This window comes from Cellulomonas soli (genome assembly GCF_013409305.1).
GTDB lineage: Bacteria > Actinomycetota > Actinomycetes > Actinomycetales > Cellulomonadaceae > Cellulomonas > Cellulomonas soli.
Genome location: NZ_JACBZJ010000001.1, coordinates 3,138,909 through 3,156,922 on the forward strand (window position 1 = coordinate 3,138,909; position 18,014 = coordinate 3,156,922).

An 18,014-nucleotide genomic window follows, 5' to 3' on the forward strand; every position below is an offset into this window, starting at 1 on the left:
TGACACCGCGGCGTTACTGTCACGCCCATGGCGGACCTCTTCGACGACTACCCCGAGGGTCGGGCCTGGGACGAGATGGTCGACCAGGAGACCGGGCCGCGCGCCGCCTACAGGCACGTGCACGGCGCGCTGGCCCAACTCTCGGCGGGCGAGCTGCGCGCCCGGGCCGACACGCTCGCGAGGTCCTACCTCGCCGAGGGTGTGACCTTCGACTTCGCCGGCGAGGAACGTCCCTTCCCGCTCGACGTCGTGCCACGGGTGCTCGGAGGCGACGAGTGGGAGCACGTCGCACCCGGGGTCGCGCAGCGCGTGCGGGCGCTCGAGGCGTTCCTCGCCGACGTGTACGGACCGCAGAAGGCCATCGCCGACGGGGTCGTGCCCCGGTCGGTCATCGTCTCCTCCACGCACTTCCACCGGGCCGCGCACGGCATCCAGCCGCCCAACGGCGTGCGGGTGCACGTCTCGGGCATCGACCTGGTGCGCGACAGCCTCGGTGACTGGCGGGTCCTCGAGGACAACGTGCGGGTGCCCTCCGGGGTCAGCTACGTGCTGTCCAACCGCCGCGCGATGGCGCAGACCTTCCCCGAGCTGTTCGCGGCCCTGCGCATCCGGCCCGTCGCCGACTACCCGCGACGCCTGCTGGCCGCCCTCACCGCGGCAGCCCCGTCAGGGGTGGACGACCCGACCGTCGTCGTCCTGACGCCCGGGGTGTTCAACAGCGCCTACTTCGAGCACACGCTGCTCGCCCGGACCATGGGCGTCGAGCTGGTCGAGGGACGCGACCTGTTCTGCGCCGGCGGGCGCGTGTGGATGCGCACCACGCAGGGACGTCGCCGCGTCGACGTCATCTACCGCCGGGTCGACGACGACTTCCTCGACCCGGTCGTGTTCCGGTCCGACTCGCTGCTGGGAAGCCCCGGGCTCCTCGACTGCGCGCGCAACGGCACCGTGACGATCGCCAACGCCGTCGGCAACGGCGTGGCCGACGACAAGCTGCTCTACACCTACCTGCCCGACCTCATCCGCTACCACCTCGGCGAGGAGCCGATCCTCGCGAACGTCGACACGTGGCGGCTCGAGGAGCCCGGTGCCCTGGCCGAGGTGCTCGACCGGCTCGACGAGCTCGTCGTCAAACCCGTCGACGGGTCCGGCGGCAAGGGGCTGGTCGTCGGACCGGCGGCCTCCCGCGCCGAGCTCGCGGCGCTGCGCACCCGGCTGCTCGCCGACCCGCGCGGCTGGATCGCGCAGCCCGTCGTGCAGCTGTCCACCGTCCCGACGCTCGTCGAGGACGGGCTGCGGCCCCGGCACGTCGACCTGCGGCCGTTCGCGGTCAACGACGGAGACCAGGTCTGGGTGCTGCCCGGCGGCCTCACCCGGGTCGCGCTCCCCGAGGGGCAGCTCGTCGTCAACTCCTCGCAGGGCGGGGGTTCGAAGGACACCTGGGTGCTCGGCGGCGCCGTGCCGCGTCGCTCGACGGCCGCGGCCGCCGGGGCCTCGCGGCCGGTGCCCGTCGACCACGCGGTACCGATCGAGTCCAACCCGAGCGACGTCCGCGTCCAGGTCATGCAGCAGCAGCAGTCCGCGCTGCAGCCGACGGTGCGGCAGCCGACCACGGCCGTGTCCACGGAAGGAGCCGACCCGTGCTGAGCCGCATCGCCGAGTCCCTGTTCTGGATCGGTCGGTACGTCGAGCGCGCCGACGACACCGCGCGCCTGCTCGACGTGCACGTGCAGATCCTGCTCGAGGACCCCTGGGCAGAGGAGGACCTGGCCTGCCGCTCGCTGCTGTCCGTCATGGACCGTGCGGCGCCGCCCGCCGACATCCCGGTCGGCCGCGAGCACGTGCTCGACATGCTCGCCTACGACCGTTTCGCGCCCTCGTCCATCGCCGGATCCCTCGTCTCCGCCCGCGAGAACGCCCGCCGGGCCCGCGAGACCATCTCGACCGAGCTGTGGGAGTGCCTGAACGCCGCGTGGAACCAGCTGCCGTCGCAGATGCGTCCCGCCCGCCCGCACGACTACTTCCGCTGGGTACGCGAACGCGCCGCGATCGTCGCCGGGATCATGGACTCGGCGACCTCGCGTGACGAGACCTGGCAGTTCATGGTGCTCGGGCGCTCGATCGAGCGCGCTGACATGACCGCGCGGCTGCTCACCACGCGCGAGCTGGCCGGAGCCGCAGGTCCCGGCTGGACGACGCTGCTGCGCTCGTGCGGCGCGCACGAGTCGTTCCTGCGCACCTACCGTGGGGCCGCCTCCGACGAACGGGCCGCCGGGTTCCTGCTGCTGGACCGGCTCTTCCCGCGATCGATCGTCTACGCGCTCAACCAGGCCGAGGCGTGCCTGGCCGCGCTCGAGCCGACCACCGACCGCACGAGCGTCGACGACGCCCGCCGACACATCGGCTTCGTCCGCACGAACCTCGAGTACAGGCCGCTGATCGAGGTGCTCGACGACCTTCCCCGGGAGATGGAACAGGTGCAGCGCGCGTGCTCGGCCGCCAGCGACGCGATCCGCGGCCGCTACTTCCCCTCGGGCGCGACGACGACCTGGGTCGGCGAGGCGCTGTGAGCGGGCCGGAGGTCGCAGGTGCGGCCGCGGGGCCGCGCGAGGCCACGACCTCGCGCGGCGAGCGGCTGCGGGTCGTGCACACCTCGACGTTCCGCTACTCGGGCCCCGTGCTCGCGTCCTACAACGAGGCGCGGATGACGCCCGTGAGCGAACCGGGCCAGACGGTCGTGTCGACACGGCTCGACGTCCACCCGCACACCTGGCTGCACGCGTACGAGGACTACTGGGGCACGGCCGTGACCGGCTTCGAGGTGCTCGCCCCGCACGAGTCGATGGTCATCACCGCCGAGCACGTCGTCGAGGTCTCGCCCCGGCTGCCGGTGCGCTCGATCGTCGACTGGGGCACGCTCACCGGCGCGGACGTCCGGGACAGGTTCGCGGAGTTCCTGTCCGACACGGCCACGACCGCCGCGCCCGAGGATGTCCTCACGCTCGCCCGCGAGGCGGCCGCGGACCTCGCACCGGCCGAGGCGGCGCAGGCCGTGTGCCACGCGCTGCGCGAGCAGCTCGACTACGTGCCCGGGGTCACGACCGTGCACACCCCGGCCGCGGAGGCGTGGGCCGCGCGGCGGGGTGTCTGCCAGGACATGGCGCACCTGGCAGTCGGTGCCCTGCACGGCATCGGCATCCCGGCCCGGTACGTCTCGGGATACCTGCACCCCTCGGTGGACGCCGAGATCGGGACGACCGTCACGGGTGAGTCGCATGCCTGGGTCGAGTGGTGGGTCGGCGAGTGGGTCGCCTACGACCCGACGAACCGGGTCCCGGCGGGGGAGCACCACGTGGCGCTCGGCCGCGGTCGCTCCTACGACGACGTGCCACCGCTGCGCGGCATCTACGCCGGTGCCGAGACGCAGGAGCTGACCGTCCAGGTGCAGATCACGCGCGAGGCCTGACGTTCCGACGGTCGTCCACAGCGGTACGCGCACGCCCCACACGGTGTCCGTTTCGACTAGGTTCGCCGCCATGTCGATTCATGACGGGGGCGGTCCGGGGGTCGGCGAGCGGCACGGGCAGAGGCGTGCCGCGGCCAGTCGCTCGCGAGTCGCGGGTGCGCGCATCGCCGCGGCCCTGGCGCTCGCGGCGGCGCTGACGTCCTGCACCGCGAACGCGGACGACAGCCCGTCGCCCACCACAGCGCCGACGGTGTCGGCCTCCGCAACGCCCGTGGCGAGCGCGACGCCGACGTCCGACGGCGGGTTCCTCGCCGACGGGGTCAAGCCCGAGCGGCCGGCCGCGCTCGACGAGGGACCCTCGATCGACGGCGCGATCGCCGCGTCGACCTACTACCTGGCCCTTGTGCCGTACGCGCAGAACACCGGTGACCTCGCGGACGCCTTGCTGCTGAGCCACGCGGACTGCGTCTTCTGCAGCGGGTTCATCGGCGCCGTCGAGGAAGCGAACACGTCTGGAGGTCACTCGGAGGGAGGAGCCATCACGATCTCCGATACCTCGGGCACGGAGATCGACCTCGGGCGATGGTTCTCCGTGCATCTCCGACTGACGCAGCAGCCGTCTCGTGATCTGAGCGCTGATGGCAGCGTCATCGCGGACTTCCCGGAGACGAAGACGTACGAGACCGACCTTGCGGTCATCTTCGAGTCGGGAGGCTGGAGCATTCGCGAGGTCTCGCTCGAGCAGGTCCCCGAGTGACTCGACGGACCGTCTCGCTCGGTTTGCTGTTCGCGGCTGTCGCAGTCCTTGTCGCGCCGGCGTCGCCTGCGCACGCCGCGGTGGACGGCTGGAGCGATGGCGATGCCGTCGTGCTCAACGCATTCCAGGCGGCGCAGATCTCGAACGTCGCGGCGCGGGCCGATCCGGCGGTGGCGCTCGTGCGGTACATGCGGGCTCCGCAGTGCAACGTGGTGACCGGTGGGCTCCCGGAGCCCGGGACGGCCGCGAGCGGCGGTGCGGGGGCCGACCTGCCGGCGTGCGGGCCGACCAACGGGACGATCCAGCCGCCGGTCTGCGTCGACGGGCCGGCCGTGCTGCCGCTGTGGCGTCAGCAACGATCGGGCGCGGGCGCCGCGTGGCCGAGCACGTGGCAGCTGGTGTTCGGCTACTCGTGCCCGGAGGACCAGGTCCCGACCTTCACGGCGGAGGACCTGCGCAGGCTGCCCTTGGTGTCGACGGCCGTCACGACGCAACCGCCGTCGGGGCCGGTGCTGGTCAACGTGGACTCGATCATGCTGGCGGACGCGGCCTCGCAGTCCTTCACGACGGACCTGCTCGGTTTCGTGGTCGACGTCGTCGCCACGCCGGCGGTCTACACGTGGGACTACGGGGACGGTTCACGGCCGGTGAGCACGACGTCGCCTGGTCGTCCCTATCCGGAGCAGGACGTCGTGCACGTCTACACGCAGCCCGGCACCTACACGATCGGGCTCGTGACGACCTGGACGGCGCGGTACCGGGTCGCGGGGTCGGGCGTCTGGCGGGACGTGGTGGGGACGGCCACGACGACCACGGCCCTGCCCGCGTGGGAGGCGGTGGAGCGCCGGGCACAGCTCGTCGCGACGGACTGCCTGCAGGACCCCAGCGGGGCCGGTTGCGGCTGATGTCCCGCGGGCCGGACCCCCGAGGTCACGGGGGTCACGGGGTCAGCGGGCGCGCGAGGACCTGGGTGAGCCAGGGACGGTCACCGTCGACCGACAGGCGCGGGTCGTCGGGGGTCGTACGGCCCCACAGGAGCAGCGCGAGCGCCTCCGCGGAGCCGGTCACGGTCAACGCGGCGTTGTCGGTGGTCTCGTCGGCGGTGGCGAGGGTCCACCGCCTCGGCGCGTCGTCGGCGACGAGGGTCAGCGGCCGCTCGAGCACCGGGGTGCGCCCCAGGCGCACCTGCCGGGGGAACATCACGGTGACGACCTCGTCCACGGTGTCGGCCCACAGGGTCGGGTCCGCGTCGAGCGTGAGATGCCCCGCGGTGCGCAGGTCCCACAGGTGCACGAGCGTCTCGTGCACCTGCCTGCGATACCAGAACGAGGCGGGGCCAGGACCGTTGAGCGTCGACCCGATCGCGTCGGGGCCGAGCCGGGTCAGCGTCGCGTGCAGCTCGGCGGCCTGCTCGGCGTAGAACGGGGCGAGATCGAACGGCCCGCGCCCGAGGGGGACCTCAGGGGTGCGCGCAGCCTGGGCGGCCGCCCAGTGGTGCACGCGGGCCAGGTGCTCGACAAGGTCCCGCACCTTCCAGCGGCCGCACCAGGGGACCGGAGCGGTCGGGTCCACCTCGTCGATCGTGCTGCGGAACTGCTCCTGCAGCGCGGCGAGCGTCACGAGATGGTCGACGGGAGCCGTGGTCATGGGACCATGGTGGCGCCGACCTCCGACAGCCGTGTGCAGGTTCGTCCCGGACGGGTCGGCACGTCGTCCCCACGGGCCCCCACCGGGTGCCTCCGAGAAACCGAGCCGGGAGCTGTCCGCGCGTGTCCCCGATCCCGAGTGCTGCCGCCACGGCGCGCATCCACCCTGCTGCGACCGCGCCCGAGCTGCTGCGCAACTTCTGCATCATCGCGCACATCGACCACGGCAAGTCCACGCTCGCCGACCGGATGCTCCAGCTGACCGGTGTCGTCGACTCGCGGGCGATGCGTGCGCAGTACCTGGACCGCATGGACATCGAGCGCGAGCGCGGCATCACGATCAAGTCGCAGGCCGTCCGCATGCCGTGGGGGGTCGACGACAAGGCGTTCGCGCTGAACATGATCGACACCCCCGGGCACGTCGACTTCACGTACGAGGTGTCCCGGTCGCTGGCCGCCTGCGAGGGCGCCGTGCTGCTGGTGGACGCCGCGCAGGGCATCGAGGCGCAGACGCTGGCCAACCTGTACCTGGCGCTCGAGAACGACCTGACGATCATCCCGGTGCTCAACAAGATCGACCTGCCCGCCGCGCAGCCCGAGCGGTACGCGGAGGAACTGGCCAAGCTCATCGGCGGCGAGCCCGAGGACTGCCTGCGGGTGTCCGGCAAGACGGGTGCGGGCGTCGTCGAGCTGCTGGACCGCATCGTCGAGCTGGTGCCGCCGCCGACCGGCGACGCGGACGCCCCGGCCCGCGCGATGATCTTCGACTCGGTCTACGACACCTACCGCGGCGTCGTCACGTACGTCCGGGTCATCGACGGCAACCTCAACCCGCGCGAGAAGATCGTCATGATGTCGACGCGCGCGACGCACGAGCTGCTCGAGATCGGCGTCATCTCCCCGGAGCCGGTGCCCACCAAGGGGCTCGGCGTCGGCGAGGTCGGCTACCTGATCACGGGCGTGAAGGACGTGCGCCAGTCCAAGGTGGGTGACACGGTCACCAACGCGAGCAAGCCCGCCGCGCACGCCCTCGGCGGGTACTCCGACCCGAAGCCGATGGTCTTCTCGGGCCTGTACCCGATCGACGGCACCGACTACCCGATCCTGCGCGACGCGCTCGACAAGCTGAAGCTCAACGACGCGGCGCTCAACTACGAGCCGGAGACGTCGGTCGCCCTCGGGTTCGGGTTCCGCGTGGGCTTCCTGGGTCTGCTGCACCTGGAGATCATCCGCGAGCGCCTCGAGCGCGAGTTCGACCTGGACCTCATCTCGACCGCGCCGAACGTGGTCTACGAGGTCACGCTCGAGGACAAGAGCGTGGTCACGGTGACCAACCCGAGCGAGTTCCCCGCGGGCAAGATCGGCGTGGTCAACGAGCCGATGGTCAAGGCGACGATCCTGTCCCCGGCCGAGTTCATCGGCGCGATCATGGAGCTCTGCCAGACCAAGCGCGGCGAGCTGCAGGGCATGGACTACCTGTCCGAGGAGCGCGTCGAGCTGCGCTACGTCCTGCCCATGGCCGAGATCGTGTTCGACTTCTTCGACCAGCTGAAGTCCAAGACCCGCGGGTACGCCAGCCTCGACTACGAGCGCATCGGCGACCAGGAGGCCGACCTGGTGAAGGTCGACATCCTGCTCCAGGGCGAGACCGTCGACGCGTTCAGCGCGATCGTCCACAAGGACAAGGCCTACGCGTACGGCGTCATGATGACCGCCAAGCTCAAGGACCTCATCCCGCGCCAGCAGTTCGAGGTGCCCATCCAGGCGGCCATCGGTGCGCGGATCATCGCGCGCGAGACCATCCGGGCCATCCGCAAGGACGTCCTGGCCAAGTGCTACGGCGGTGACATCACCCGTAAGCGCAAGCTGCTGGAGAAGCAGAAGGAGGGCAAGAAGCGCATGAAGACCATCGGTCGGGTCGACGTGCCGCAGGAGGCCTTCATCGCTGCGCTGTCCTCGGAGGCGGCCGGCAGCAAGGACGGCAAGGACGCCAAGAAGAAGTGACTCAGGCCGCGTCGAGAGCGGTGGCCGCCCCGCGCTAGCGCGACGCGCGCGAGGTTCCCAGCAGCGGGATGCGACGGGGTGGGGGACCACGGGCGGGTGCGACCATGGAGGCATGCCCCCCACGCTCCCGCAGGGTGACCCCGTGCCCGACGACGGTGCCCTGCCCGCCTCCGCGGGAGGGCCGACGGACCGGGCGTTCGGGGTGTACCTGCACGTGCCGTTCTGCACGGTGCGCTGCGGGTACTGCGACTTCAACACCTACACCGCCACCGAGCTGGGCGGCGGGGCCAGCCAGGACGCGTACGCCACGACCGCGCTGGCCGAGGTGGCGCTCGCGGCCACGGTGCTGGACGACGCGGGGGTGCCCGCACGGCCCGTGCAGACCGTCTTCGTCGGTGGCGGGACGCCGACGGTGCTCCCCGTGGGCGACCTCGTGCGGATGCTCGACGGGCTGCGGACGACGTGGGGACTGGCGCCGGGCGCCGAGGTCACGACCGAGGCGAACCCGGACTCGGTGACCCCGCAGTCGTTGGCCGCGCTCGCGGCCGGCGGGTTCACCCGGGTGTCGTTCGGCATGCAGTCCGCCGTGCCGCACGTGCTGGCCACGCTGGAGCGCACGCACGACCCGCGGCGCATCCCCGACGTCGTGCGATGGGCCAGGGAGGCGGGTCTGGCGGTGTCCCTCGACCTGATCTACGGCACACCGGGGGAGTCGCTCGACGACTGGCGCACGAGCGTCGAGGCGGCACTGGCCACCGGGGTGGACCACGTCTCGGCGTACGCGCTGGTCGTCGAGCAGGGCACCCGGATGGCCGTGCAGGTGCGCCGCGGCGAGCTGACGCTGCCCGACGAGGACGACCAGGCCGCCAAGTACGAGCTGGTCGACGACCTGCTGACGGCGGCCGGGCTGCACTGGTACGAGGTGTCGAACTGGGCGCGCACGCCCGCCGACGCCTGCCGGCACAACCTCGCCTACTGGCGGGGCGACGACTGGTGGGGCATCGGGCCGGGGGCGCACAGCCACGTCGGCGGCGTGCGGTGGTGGAACGTGAAGCACCCGCGCGCGTACGCGGACCGGCTGGCCGCGGGACTCAGCCCGGCCGCGGGGCGTGAGGTGCTCGACGCGGACACGGTCGAGCTGGAGCGGGTGATGCTGGGGGTGCGGCTCGCCGAAGGCCTGCTCGTCAGCGACGTCCCGGCGGCCGGCCGGCCTGCGGTCGCCTCGCTCGTAGCCGACGGCCTCCTCGACGCCCGCGCGGCGATCCGCGGGACGCGGGACGACGGGGTCCGCGAACCGCGCGTCGTGCTCACGCGTCGCGGCCGGCTGCTCGCCGACGCGGTCGTGCGTGCGCTCGTGGGCTGAGGGCCCGTGCGTGGCGGTGCCCGCGCCGAGGTGGTGCGGGCACCGCCACGATCAGCGGTCGTCGGTCACGAGACCAGTCGGAGCGTCAACGGGTAGCGGTACCACTCGTACCGGCCCACGGCGACCGCGGCGACGATGCCGAGCACGAGCTGGAGGATCGCCGCGGCGGCGAGGATGACGAAGCCGACGAGGATGATGGTCAGCACACCGCCGACCGCGTAGGCGATGAGCAGCGTGATCTGGAAGTTCAGCGACTCCTTGGCCTGGTCCTCCAGGTAGGGCCCCCGACCGCGGAAGACGAGCCAGATCACGAGCGGTGCCACGAAGCCGAGCCCGAGGAGCGGGAGCACGTGGGCGAGGACGGCCCAGGTGCGCTCCTCGTCGGGTCGCAGCGGCGGCGCGGTGGGGACGTAGGCAGGCGGCGGGTACTGGCCGGACATCGTGGTCTCCTGGGATGCGACTGGTGCGGCTGGTGCGGTGCGGCTGGTGCGGTGCGGCTGGTGCGGTGCGGCTGGTGCGGTGCGGCTGGTGCGGGAACTGTAGCGATCATCGTCGTCACCGGAGCCCCGCGGGAAGCCCTCCGGCACGAAGACCAGGGATGTTTCAGGGCTGCCTCAGGGATCGGTCAGGGGTGCGTTCCTTGACAGGCAATGTCCGGTTTCGCAAGGGTTCACGCATGGTGCGCCCACGCCTCTGACCTGGCGCGCACCCCCGATCCGGAAGGTCACGCATGAGCGAGAACACAGGCGGCACGCCGCCCCAGGGCGACCAGCCCGAGCCGACGACCCCGCCGGCCCCGGTGCCGCCGGTCCCCCCGGCACCTGCGGTACCCCCGGCCCCGCCCGCGGGAGCGGTCCCGCCGCCGCCCCCGGGCGCCTACCCGCCGCCGGCCGGCGCGTACGGCCAGCCCGCCCCCGGCGCCTACCCGCCGCCCGCCCCGGGTGCCTACCCGCCGCCTGCGGCCGGCTACCAGGCGGCCCCGTCCTCGACGGCGCCGATCGGCGAGGCACTGACGTACGGCTGGAACAAGTTCACCCAGAACGGCGGCACGTTCATCATCGCCGGCCTGATCTGGATCCTGGGTGCGGCCGTCGTGTGGGGCATCCTGCTGGGCATCTTCGGTGGCCTGTCCGCGATCGGCGGGGACTCCGGCTCGGGCCTCATCGGCGCCGGGTTCTCGATCGTCTGGTCGCTGCTCGCTGCGATCGGCGTGCTGTTCGGGCTCGTCGTGGAGGCGGTCTTCATCCGCGCAGCGCTCCAGGTCACCTATGGGCGTCCGGTCGAGCTGAAGACGTTCTTCGACTTCTCCGACCTGGGTCCGATCGTCATCACGGCGCTGCTGTTCGCCGGTGTGAACTTCGTACTCTCGCTCGTGCCGTTCTTCGGGACGCTGGCGTCGATCGTCGTGAACTTCTTCGTGTTCTTCACGCTGTTCTTCGTGATCGACAAGAAGCTCCAGCCGATCGACGCGATCAAGGCGAGCGTGGCGCTGGTCCAGGCGAACCTGTCGACGACCGTGCTCTTCTACCTGCTGGTGTCCGTCCTCATCGGTGTCGGGTTCGCGCTGTGCGGCCTGGGCCTCTTCGTGGCGGTGCCCGTCGCGCTGCTCGCGAGTGCGTTCTTCTACCGCCGTCTGCTGGGCGAGCCCGTCGCCCCCTGACGTACCTTGACCGGCGCCCCGGTCGACCCGTCTCGTACGGGTCGACCGGGGCGCTGTCGTAGTACCGGTCAGCCGGTGACGAAGTCGATGAGCTCCTCGACCCGGCCGAGCAGGCTCGGTTCCAGGTCGGCGTACGTGCGCACCGAGCGCAGGATGCGCTGCCACGCGCGGGCGACGTCGGCCTGCTCGTCGGCGGGCCACCCGAGCTCGCGCAGGATCCCGTGCTTCCACTCCGTGCCGCGTTCGATGGTCGGCCACGAGCGCAGCCCGATCCGTTCGGGCCGCACGGCCTGCCACACGTCGACGTAGGGGTGACCGAGCACGAGCACGGTGCCTGCGGCGGTCCCACGCACGGCCTCGGCGGCGATCCGCGACTCCTTCGAGCCGGGAACCAGGTGGTCGACGAGCACGCCCACGCGCCGGTCGGCGGTGGGCCGGAACTCGCGCAGCGCGTCGGCCAGGTTGTCGACGCCGTCGAGCAGCTCGACGACCACACCCTCGACCCGCAGGTCGTCGCCCCAGACCTTCTCGACGAGCTCGGCGTCGTGCTTGCCCTCGACCCAGATGCGGCTGCCGCGGGCGACCCGGGCGCGGGCGTCCTTGACCGCGACGGAACCCGAGGCCGTCCGCGTCGGGGCGGCGGTCGTGGCACGGACCGGCGCGGTGAGCGTCACCGGTGCGCCGTCCACCCAGAACCCCGGGCCGAGCGGGAACGTGCGGGTGCGGCCCTTGCGGTCCTCGAGCACGACCACGTGCATACCGCCGGACTTCTCGACCCGGACGACCGCGCCGACCCACCCCGTCGTGACCTCCTCGACGACCAGGCCCGGGTCGGCAGCGCAGGGCGTGGACTCCCGGACCGGTCGGTGGTGCGCGGAGCGGGCCGGGGTGCCGGGTCGACCGGGGGTCGAGCCGGAGCCGGCGAGGACGTCGGAGCCGTAGCGGTCGTGGGTCACCCGGGCACTCTAGGGTCGGGCGTGCGGAGCCCGCGAGCACCTCGCGGGCGGGTCACGGTGGTCGCCGGGGTGACGGGTGGTGCTCGGCGCCGGCGTCCCGTCCGCGGTGTGTGCGCAGGCGCACACGGGCGTCCGCGGGGTCGCGTCGTAGGATTGGCACTCCCGGGGGTCGAGTGCTACTCACGGTGGGAGGCGAGATGAGCGAGGACCGGCGGCTGGACGTGCTGCGCGCGATCGTCGAGGACTACGTCGCGACCCGTGAGCCCGTCGGCTCGCGTGCGCTCGTCGAGCGGCACGGGCTGGGCGTCTCCCCGGCGACGATCCGCAACGACATGGCGGCGCTCGAGGAGGGCGGCTTCATCGCGCAGCCGCACACCTCGGCGGGCCGGGTGCCCACCGACAAGGGCTACCGGCTGTTCGTCGACCGTCTCTCGACGGTCAAGCCGCTCTCGCAGCCCGAGAAGCGCGCGATCGGGTCGTTCCTCGAGGACGCGGTCGACCTGGACGACGTGGTGGACCGCGCGGTCCGGCTGATCGCGCAGCTGACGCAGCAGGTCGCGGTCGTGCAGTACCCGTCGCTGCGTCGCTCCGCCCTGCGGCACGTCGAGCTGGTCCCGGTCGGCCAGCGGCACCTGCTGGTGGTGCTCATCACCGACACGGGTCGGGTCGAGCAGCGCACCCTCGAGCTGGAGTCCGACGTGGACGAGGCCGTGGTCGCCCAGCTGCGCGCGCAGCTCAACGTCGCGGCGGCCGGTCGGCGGCTGGCCGAGCTGCGCGAGTCGTTGGGCGGGCTGCTCGACGCGTTCGCGCCGGTCGACGTGCCGCTGGTCCGGCAGGTCGTCGCCGTCGTCGAGGAGACGCTCGGCGAGCAGGTCGAGGAGCGGGTCGTCCTGGCCGGCACCGCGAACCTGGCACGGGGCGGGCACGACTTCGCGCACTCGATCGGGCCGGTCCTCGAGGCGCTCGAGGAGCAGGTCGTGCTGCTGCGGCTGCTGTCGGAGATGGCCGAGGACTCTGCGAGCGTGTCCGTGCGCATCGGCCGCGAGACGCAGCACGAGGGCCTGCTCGAGACGAGCTTCGTCACCACCGGTTACGGCGGCGAGGGCGGACCCGTCGCGCGGATCGGGTCGATCGGCCCGCTGCGCATGGACTACCCGGCCACGATGGCCGCCGTGCGTGCCGTCGCCCGGTACCTGACCCGGATCCTGGCCGCCGGATGAGCCCCCGCACGACAGACCGACGCAACAGCCTGCACACCTCCTCGTCGCCCGCGTGCCGGGCGGCCCTCACCGTCATCGGAAGTGGGACGTGACCGACTACTACGAGATCCTCGGCGTGCCGCGGGACGCCTCGCCGGAGGCGATCAAGAAGGCCTACCGCAAGCTCGCCCGCGAGCACCATCCCGACGTGGCCGGGGCGGACGTGGCGTCCGAGGAGCGGTTCAAGGACGTCTCGCGCGCCTACGACGTGCTCGGCAACCCGGAGAAGCGCCGGGCCTACGACCTCGGTGCGGACCCGTCCTCACCCGGCGGCGGGATGGGCGGCGGCTTCGGCTTCCAGGACATCTTCGAGACGTTCTTCGGTGCGGGCGCCCAGGCGCAGCGCGGCCCGATCCCGCGCGCCCGACGCGGCCAGGACGCGCTCGTCCGGCTCGACATCGACCTCGCCGAGGCGACCTTCGGTGCCCACCGTGACGTGCAGGTCGACACGGCGGTCGTGTGCCCGACGTGCCAGGGCACGTGCTGCCGTCCGGGCACCCAGCCGCGCACCTGCGAGGTCTGCGGCGGACGCGGCTCGGTGCAGCGCGTCGCGCGCTCGTTCCTCGGCCAGGTCATGACGACGCAGCCGTGCGCCGCGTGCCACGGCTTCGGCACGGTCATCCCCGAGCCCTGCGCCGAGTGCGCGGGCGAGGGCCGGGTGCGTTCGCGCCGCACGCTCAGCGTCGACGTGCCGGCCGGTGTGGACACCGGGACCCGCATCAAGCTGACGGCGCAGGGCGAGGTCGGCCCGGCGGGCGGCCCGGCGGGTGACGTCTACCTCGAGGTCCGTGAGCGCAAGCACGAGGTGTTCGTGCGGCAGGGCGACGACCTGCACGCCACGCTGCCCGTGCCGATGACGGCCGCCGCGCTGGGCACGGTGCTCACGCTCGACACCCTGGACGGCCCCCGCGAGGTCGACCTGCGGCCGGGCACGCAGCCGGCCCAGGTGGTCACGCTCAAGGGGCTGGGCGTCGGGCACCTGCACCACGGCGGGCGTGGCGACCTGCACGTGCACGTCGAGGTCCTGGTGCCCTCCACGCTCGACGACGAGCAGGCCGAGCTGCTGCGCCGTCTGGCCACGCTGCGCGGCGAGGAGCGTCCCGAGGCTCGCCTGTCGGCTGCCAACGCCGGGGTGTTCTCCAAGCTGCGCGACAAGCTCAGCGGCCGGTGAGCGCGCCGGTCTTCCTCGCCGAGCCGGGCACCCTGGCCGGTGTCGGCACCGGTGACGCCTACCTGCTCGACGGCACGGAGGGCAGGCACGCCGGGGTGGTGCAGCGTCGCGGCGCGGGGGAGCGGATCGACGTCGTGGACGGCGCCGGTGTCCGGCTGCGCACGGTCGTGGAGACGGTCGACCCGCAGGGGTTGCACCTGCGTGTGCAGGAGCGCGTCGAGGAACCGGCCCCTGCGGTGGCTCTCGTGCTCGTGCAGGCGCTGGCCAAGGGTGACCGGGACGAGCTCGCGATCGAGGCGGCGACCGAGGTCGGCGCGGACGGCGTGCTCCCGTGGCAGGCGGACCGCTCGATCGTGGTCTGGCGCGGTGACCGGGCGGCCAAGAGCCGCGCCCGTTGGCTGGCCACGGTGCGCACGGCCGCGAAGCAGTCCCGCCGCGCCTGCGTCCCTCAGGTGGGGGTCGCGCTCGACACCAAGGGTCTGGTGGACCGGGTGTCGGCGTGCGTCGCGGCCGGTGGTGCCGCCCTGGTGCTGCACGAGGAGGCGACGACCTCGATCGCCGAGGCTGTCCTCCCGACGGGCGTCGGCCCGGGTGGGCCGGTCGAGTGCCTGGTGGTGGTGGGCCCGGAGGGCGGCATCACCGAACGCGAGACGGAGCAGCTCACGCAGGCCGGTGCGCAGGCGGTGCGGCTCGGTCCGCACGTGCTGCGCACGTCGACGGCAGGGCCCGTGGCGCTCGCGCTGCTCGCCGCGCGCCTGGGCCGCTGGGCCTGAGCGGACAGCCTGCCCTGAGCCTGCTGCTGCATCCCTGAGTCTTCTGCTGCCTCGCGTGAGCACGGGCGCGGGGCCCGGCCGGTGATTCTCCTCACCGGCCGGGCCCCGCGAGCTCAGGGGTGACGCCCTGGTCGGGCGTCACCTACCGCGCGTCGGTGTCCGGTCCGGCGACCGACGCACGCCCTGCCTCGAGCCGGGCGACGGGCACCCGGAACGGCGAGCAGGACACGTAGTCCAGCCCGACGGAGTCGAAGAACCGGATGGACTCCGGGTCCCCGCCGTGCTCGCCGCACACGCCGATCGTGAGGTCGGGGCGGGTGGCCCGGCCCTCCTCGACGGCGATCCGCACGAGACGCCCGACACCCTTGGCGTCGATGGTCTCGAACGGGGAGACGCTCAGCACACCGTTCGCCGTGTACTGCGCGAAGAACGCACCCTCGACGTCGTCGCGGGAGAAGCCCCACGTGGTCTGCGTCAGGTCGTTGGTGCCGAAGGAGAAGAACTGGGCCTCCTCGGCGATGCGGTCGGCCGTCAGGGCTGCGCGCGGCAGCTCGATCATCACGCCCACGGGCAGGTCGAGCGTGATGCCGTGCTCGGCGCCGACCTCGGCCATGATGCCCAGGGCCTCCTCACGGATGATCCGCAGCTCCTGCACGGACCCGACGAGCGGGACCATGATCTCGGCGTGCGGGTCGCCGCCGGCGACGCGACGGATCGCGACGGCTTCGCAGATCGCCCGGATCTGCAGCGCGAACAGGCCGGGGACGACGAGCCCCAGACGTACGCCGCGCAGGCCGAGCATCGGGTTGGCCTCGTGCATGCGGGTGACGGCGGCCAGCAGCTGCACGTCGGCCTCGTCGACGTTCCCGCTGGCCTCGGCGAGCGCGACCTTCACGGACAGCTCGGTGAAGTCCGGCAGGAACTCGTGCAGCGGCGGGTCGAGCAGGCGGATCGTGGTCGGCAGGCCGTCCATCTCGCGCAGCAGGTCGACGAAGTCCTCGCGCTGCAACGGCAGCAGCGCGTCGAGGGCCTCCTGCCGGGTGGCGTCCTGCGTGGCCAGCACGACGCGCTCGACGAGCACGCGGCGCTCCCCGAGGAACATGTGCTCGGTGCGGCACAGCCCGATGCCCTCCGCGCCGAGCCGCCGGGCACGCGCGGCGTCCTCGGCCGTGTCGGCGTTGGCGTGCACGTGCAGGCGCCGGGTCGCGTCCGCGTGCCGCAGGATCCGGTCGACGGCCATCACCAGGTCGCGGGTCTCCTCGTCGTCGGTCGACGCCAGCGCGACGTCGAGCCCCTCCTCGAGGTAGGTGCTGACGGGGGAGGGCATGACGGGCACGGAGCCGAGGAAGACGTCGCCCGTGGAGCCGTCGATCGCGATGACGTCGCCCTCGTGGACCTTGTGGCCGGTGACCGTGAACGAGCGCGTGACCATGTCGATGTCGAGCGCCTCGGCGCCCACCACGGCGGTGCGGCCCATGCCGCGGGCGACCACGGCGGCGTGCGAGGTCTTGCCGCCGCGTGCGGTGAGGATGCCGACGGCGGCGATCATGCCGCCCAGGTCGTCCGGGTTGGTCTCGCGGCGGACCAGGATGACGTCCTTGCCCTCCTCGGCCCACTCCTGGGCGGTGACGGAGTCGAACACCGCCATGCCGACCGCGGCACCGGGGGAGGCCGCCATGGCCTTCGTCAGCAGCGTGCGCTCACCGTCGGCGTCGAACTGCGGGAACAGCAGCTGGGACAGCTGCGCCCCGTTCACGCGGGAGAGCGCCTCGTCCATCGTAATGAGGTGCTCGTCGACGAGCTGGCAGGCGATGCGGAACGCCGCCGGCGCGGTGCGCTTGCCGACACGGGTCTGCAGCATCCACAGCTTGCCGCGCTCGATGGTGAACTCGATGTCGCACAGGTCGCGGTAGTGGGTCTCCAGGCGGCGCATGGCCTGCCGCAGCTCGCCGTAGGCGACCGGGTCGACCTCCTCGAGGTCCGCCAGGGACAGCGTGTTGCGGATGCCGGCCACGACGTCCTCGCCCTGGGCGTTGACCAGGTAGTCGCCGTAGTCGCCGGTCTCACCGGTCGAGGGGTTGCGGGTGAACGCCACGCCCGTGCCCGAGGTCGGGCCGAGGTTGCCGAAGACCATCGAGCACACGTTCACGGCGGTGCCCAGGTCGTCGGGGATGCGCTCCTTGCGGCGGTACAGGCGGGCGCGCTCGGTGCCCCACGACTGCAGCACCGCGACGATGGCCAGGTCGAGCTGCTCGCGCGGGTGCTGCGGGAACTCCTTGCCCGTCTCGGTGCGCACGATCTCCTTGAACGTGTCGACCAGGACGCGCAGGTCGTCGGCGGTGAGCTCGACGTCGGAGGTGACGCCGCGGCCGGCCTTGGCCTTGTCGAGCGCGTCGGCGAACAGCTCGCCCTCCAGGCCGAGCACGGTGCGGCCGAACATCTGGATGAGGCGCCGGTAGGAGTCCCACGCGAACCGCTCGTCACCGGAGAACTGGGCCAGGCCCTGCACGGACGCGTCGTTGAGCCCGACGTTCAGGACGGTCTCCATCATGCCCGGCATGGAGAACTTGGCGCCGGAGCGCACGGAGACCAGCAACGGTTCGTGGAAGTCGCCGAGCTGGCGGCCGAGGGCGTCCTCGAGGCGGCGCAGCGCCATGGTGACCTCGACGCGCAGCTCGGCCGGGACCTCGCCGGTGCGCATGAACGCGCGGCACGCCTCGGTGGTGATGGTGAACCCGGGGGGGACGGGCAGGCCGAGACGGGTCATCTCGGCGAGGTTGGCCCCCTTCCCCCCGAGCAGGTCCTTCTGGTCCCTGTCGCCTTCGCTGAAGTCCTTCACATAGGTGGCCATGGATTACCTCCGAGGGGCGCGCGGGCCCCGTTGCCCGCCTGCGGGCCAGTCTGCGCCTGCGGGCCCTGACCTGCTCAGGGACCAAGGGCCTATGACGGAAGTCCCACG

At 72.5% G+C, this 18,014-nt stretch carries 15 protein-coding genes; 11 read left to right on the plus strand and 4 right to left on the minus strand.

All coding sequences use genetic code 11. The features are described 5' to 3' along the window. Window positions 1-27 precede the first annotated feature (27 nt). The 5 genes from BKA22_RS14400 (at window position 28) to BKA22_RS20420 (ending at window position 5,128) form a co-directional block, all read left to right on the plus strand. Window positions 28-1,647, plus strand: a complete 1,620-nt coding sequence (locus BKA22_RS14400) for a circularly permuted type 2 ATP-grasp protein (RefSeq protein ID WP_146952970.1) — start codon at window positions 28-30, stop codon at window positions 1,645-1,647. Continuing rightward, window positions 1,641-2,570 carry an alpha-E domain-containing protein gene (locus BKA22_RS14405; RefSeq protein WP_146952969.1) on the plus strand — a complete coding sequence of 310 codons (930 nt, stop codon included), beginning with the start codon at window positions 1,641-1,643 and terminating at the stop codon, window positions 2,568-2,570. The genes BKA22_RS14400 and BKA22_RS14405 overlap by 7 nt, the downstream gene beginning before the upstream one ends. A 65-nt stretch (window positions 2,571-2,635) precedes the next feature. Further along, on the plus strand, window positions 2,636-3,466 hold the full coding sequence (locus BKA22_RS14410; RefSeq protein WP_188334900.1) for a transglutaminase family protein: 831 nt from the start codon (window positions 2,636-2,638) through the stop codon (window positions 3,464-3,466). 70 nt (window positions 3,467-3,536) lie between these two features. Further along, the gene (locus BKA22_RS14415) at window positions 3,537-4,223 is read left to right on the plus strand and encodes a DUF6318 family protein (RefSeq protein WP_146952968.1); all 687 of its coding nucleotides are present in this window, start codon (window positions 3,537-3,539) and stop codon (window positions 4,221-4,223) included. Further along, the gene (locus tag BKA22_RS20420; protein WP_179561797.1) at window positions 4,220-5,128 is read left to right on the plus strand and encodes a PKD domain-containing protein; all 909 of its coding nucleotides are present in this window, start codon (window positions 4,220-4,222) and stop codon (window positions 5,126-5,128) included. Before BKA22_RS14415 ends, BKA22_RS20420 begins: the two co-directional genes overlap by 4 nt. Before the next feature lie 34 nt (window positions 5,129-5,162). Here the strand turns inward: BKA22_RS20420 and BKA22_RS14425 are convergent, their stop codons facing one another. Next, complete coding sequence (locus tag BKA22_RS14425; protein WP_146952966.1) at window positions 5,163-5,870, minus strand: maleylpyruvate isomerase family mycothiol-dependent enzyme; 708 nt, start codon at window positions 5,868-5,870, stop codon at window positions 5,163-5,165. A gap of 122 nt (window positions 5,871-5,992) precedes the next feature. Here BKA22_RS14425 and lepA point away from each other — a divergent pair, with 122 nt between their 5' ends. Both lepA and hemW read left to right on the plus strand, forming a co-directional pair. Further along, on the plus strand, window positions 5,993-7,873 hold the full coding sequence (gene lepA / locus BKA22_RS14430) for a translation elongation factor 4 (protein WP_146952965.1): 1,881 nt from the start codon (window positions 5,993-5,995) through the stop codon (window positions 7,871-7,873). Window positions 7,874-7,985: 112 nt separating this feature from the next. Then, window positions 7,986-9,236: a radical SAM family heme chaperone HemW gene (gene hemW, locus BKA22_RS14435; protein WP_146952964.1), complete on the plus strand. Its 1,251-nt coding sequence runs from the start codon at window positions 7,986-7,988 to the stop codon at window positions 9,234-9,236. Window positions 9,237-9,301: 65 nt separating this feature from the next. On the opposite strand, the gene BKA22_RS14440 is transcribed toward hemW, so the two are convergent. Further along, window positions 9,302-9,676 (minus strand): DUF4870 domain-containing protein, encoded by a 375-nt coding sequence (locus BKA22_RS14440; RefSeq protein ID WP_146952963.1) that lies wholly within the window; start codon window positions 9,674-9,676, stop codon window positions 9,302-9,304. 290 nt (window positions 9,677-9,966) lie between these two features. On the opposite strand from BKA22_RS14440, the gene BKA22_RS14445 reads away from it, so the two are divergent. Beyond that, window positions 9,967-10,896: a DUF2189 domain-containing protein gene (locus BKA22_RS14445; RefSeq protein WP_146952962.1), complete on the plus strand. Its 930-nt coding sequence runs from the start codon at window positions 9,967-9,969 to the stop codon at window positions 10,894-10,896. Window positions 10,897-10,964: 68 nt separating this feature from the next. Here BKA22_RS14445 and BKA22_RS14450 read toward each other — a convergent pair whose 3' ends face one another. Next, window positions 10,965-11,852, minus strand: a complete 888-nt coding sequence (locus tag BKA22_RS14450; protein WP_146952961.1) for a DUF3097 domain-containing protein — start codon at window positions 11,850-11,852, stop codon at window positions 10,965-10,967. A gap of 197 nt (window positions 11,853-12,049) precedes the next feature. Here BKA22_RS14450 and hrcA point away from each other — a divergent pair, with 197 nt between their 5' ends. The 3 genes from hrcA (at window position 12,050) to BKA22_RS14465 (ending at window position 15,055) form a co-directional block, all read left to right on the plus strand. Next, complete coding sequence (gene hrcA, locus BKA22_RS14455; protein WP_146952960.1) at window positions 12,050-13,072, plus strand: heat-inducible transcriptional repressor HrcA; 1,023 nt, start codon at window positions 12,050-12,052, stop codon at window positions 13,070-13,072. A gap of 88 nt (window positions 13,073-13,160) precedes the next feature. After that, window positions 13,161-14,282: a molecular chaperone DnaJ gene (gene dnaJ / locus BKA22_RS14460; protein WP_146952959.1), complete on the plus strand. Its 1,122-nt coding sequence runs from the start codon at window positions 13,161-13,163 to the stop codon at window positions 14,280-14,282. Further along, on the plus strand, window positions 14,279-15,055 hold the full coding sequence (locus BKA22_RS14465; protein ID WP_146952958.1) for a 16S rRNA (uracil(1498)-N(3))-methyltransferase: 777 nt from the start codon (window positions 14,279-14,281) through the stop codon (window positions 15,053-15,055). The genes dnaJ and BKA22_RS14465 overlap by 4 nt, the downstream gene beginning before the upstream one ends. Before the next feature lie 142 nt (window positions 15,056-15,197). Here BKA22_RS14465 and ppdK read toward each other — a convergent pair whose 3' ends face one another. Continuing rightward, window positions 15,198-17,906 (minus strand): pyruvate, phosphate dikinase, encoded by a 2,709-nt coding sequence (ppdK, locus tag BKA22_RS14470; RefSeq protein WP_146952957.1) that lies wholly within the window; start codon window positions 17,904-17,906, stop codon window positions 15,198-15,200. Window positions 17,907-18,014 lie beyond the last annotated feature (108 nt).

Coding starts and splice junctions, on each gene's coding strand:
- BKA22_RS14400 (WP_146952970.1), top strand. CDS start 28: ATGGCGGACCTCTTCGACGACTACCCCGAGGGTCGGGCCTGGGACGAG.
- BKA22_RS14415 (WP_146952968.1), top strand. CDS start 3,537: ATGTCGATTCATGACGGGGGCGGTCCGGGGGTCGGCGAGCGGCACGGG.
- BKA22_RS14425 (WP_146952966.1), bottom strand. CDS start 5,870: ATGACCACGGCTCCCGTCGACCATCTCGTGACGCTCGCCGCGCTGCAG.
- hemW (WP_146952964.1), top strand. CDS start 7,986: ATGCCCCCCACGCTCCCGCAGGGTGACCCCGTGCCCGACGACGGTGCC.
- BKA22_RS14440 (WP_146952963.1), bottom strand. CDS start 9,676: ATGTCCGGCCAGTACCCGCCGCCTGCCTACGTCCCCACCGCGCCGCCG.
- BKA22_RS14445 (WP_146952962.1), top strand. CDS start 9,967: ATGAGCGAGAACACAGGCGGCACGCCGCCCCAGGGCGACCAGCCCGAG.
- hrcA (WP_146952960.1), top strand. CDS start 12,050: ATGAGCGAGGACCGGCGGCTGGACGTGCTGCGCGCGATCGTCGAGGAC.
- ppdK (WP_146952957.1), bottom strand. CDS start 17,906: ATGGCCACCTATGTGAAGGACTTCAGCGAAGGCGACAGGGACCAGAAG.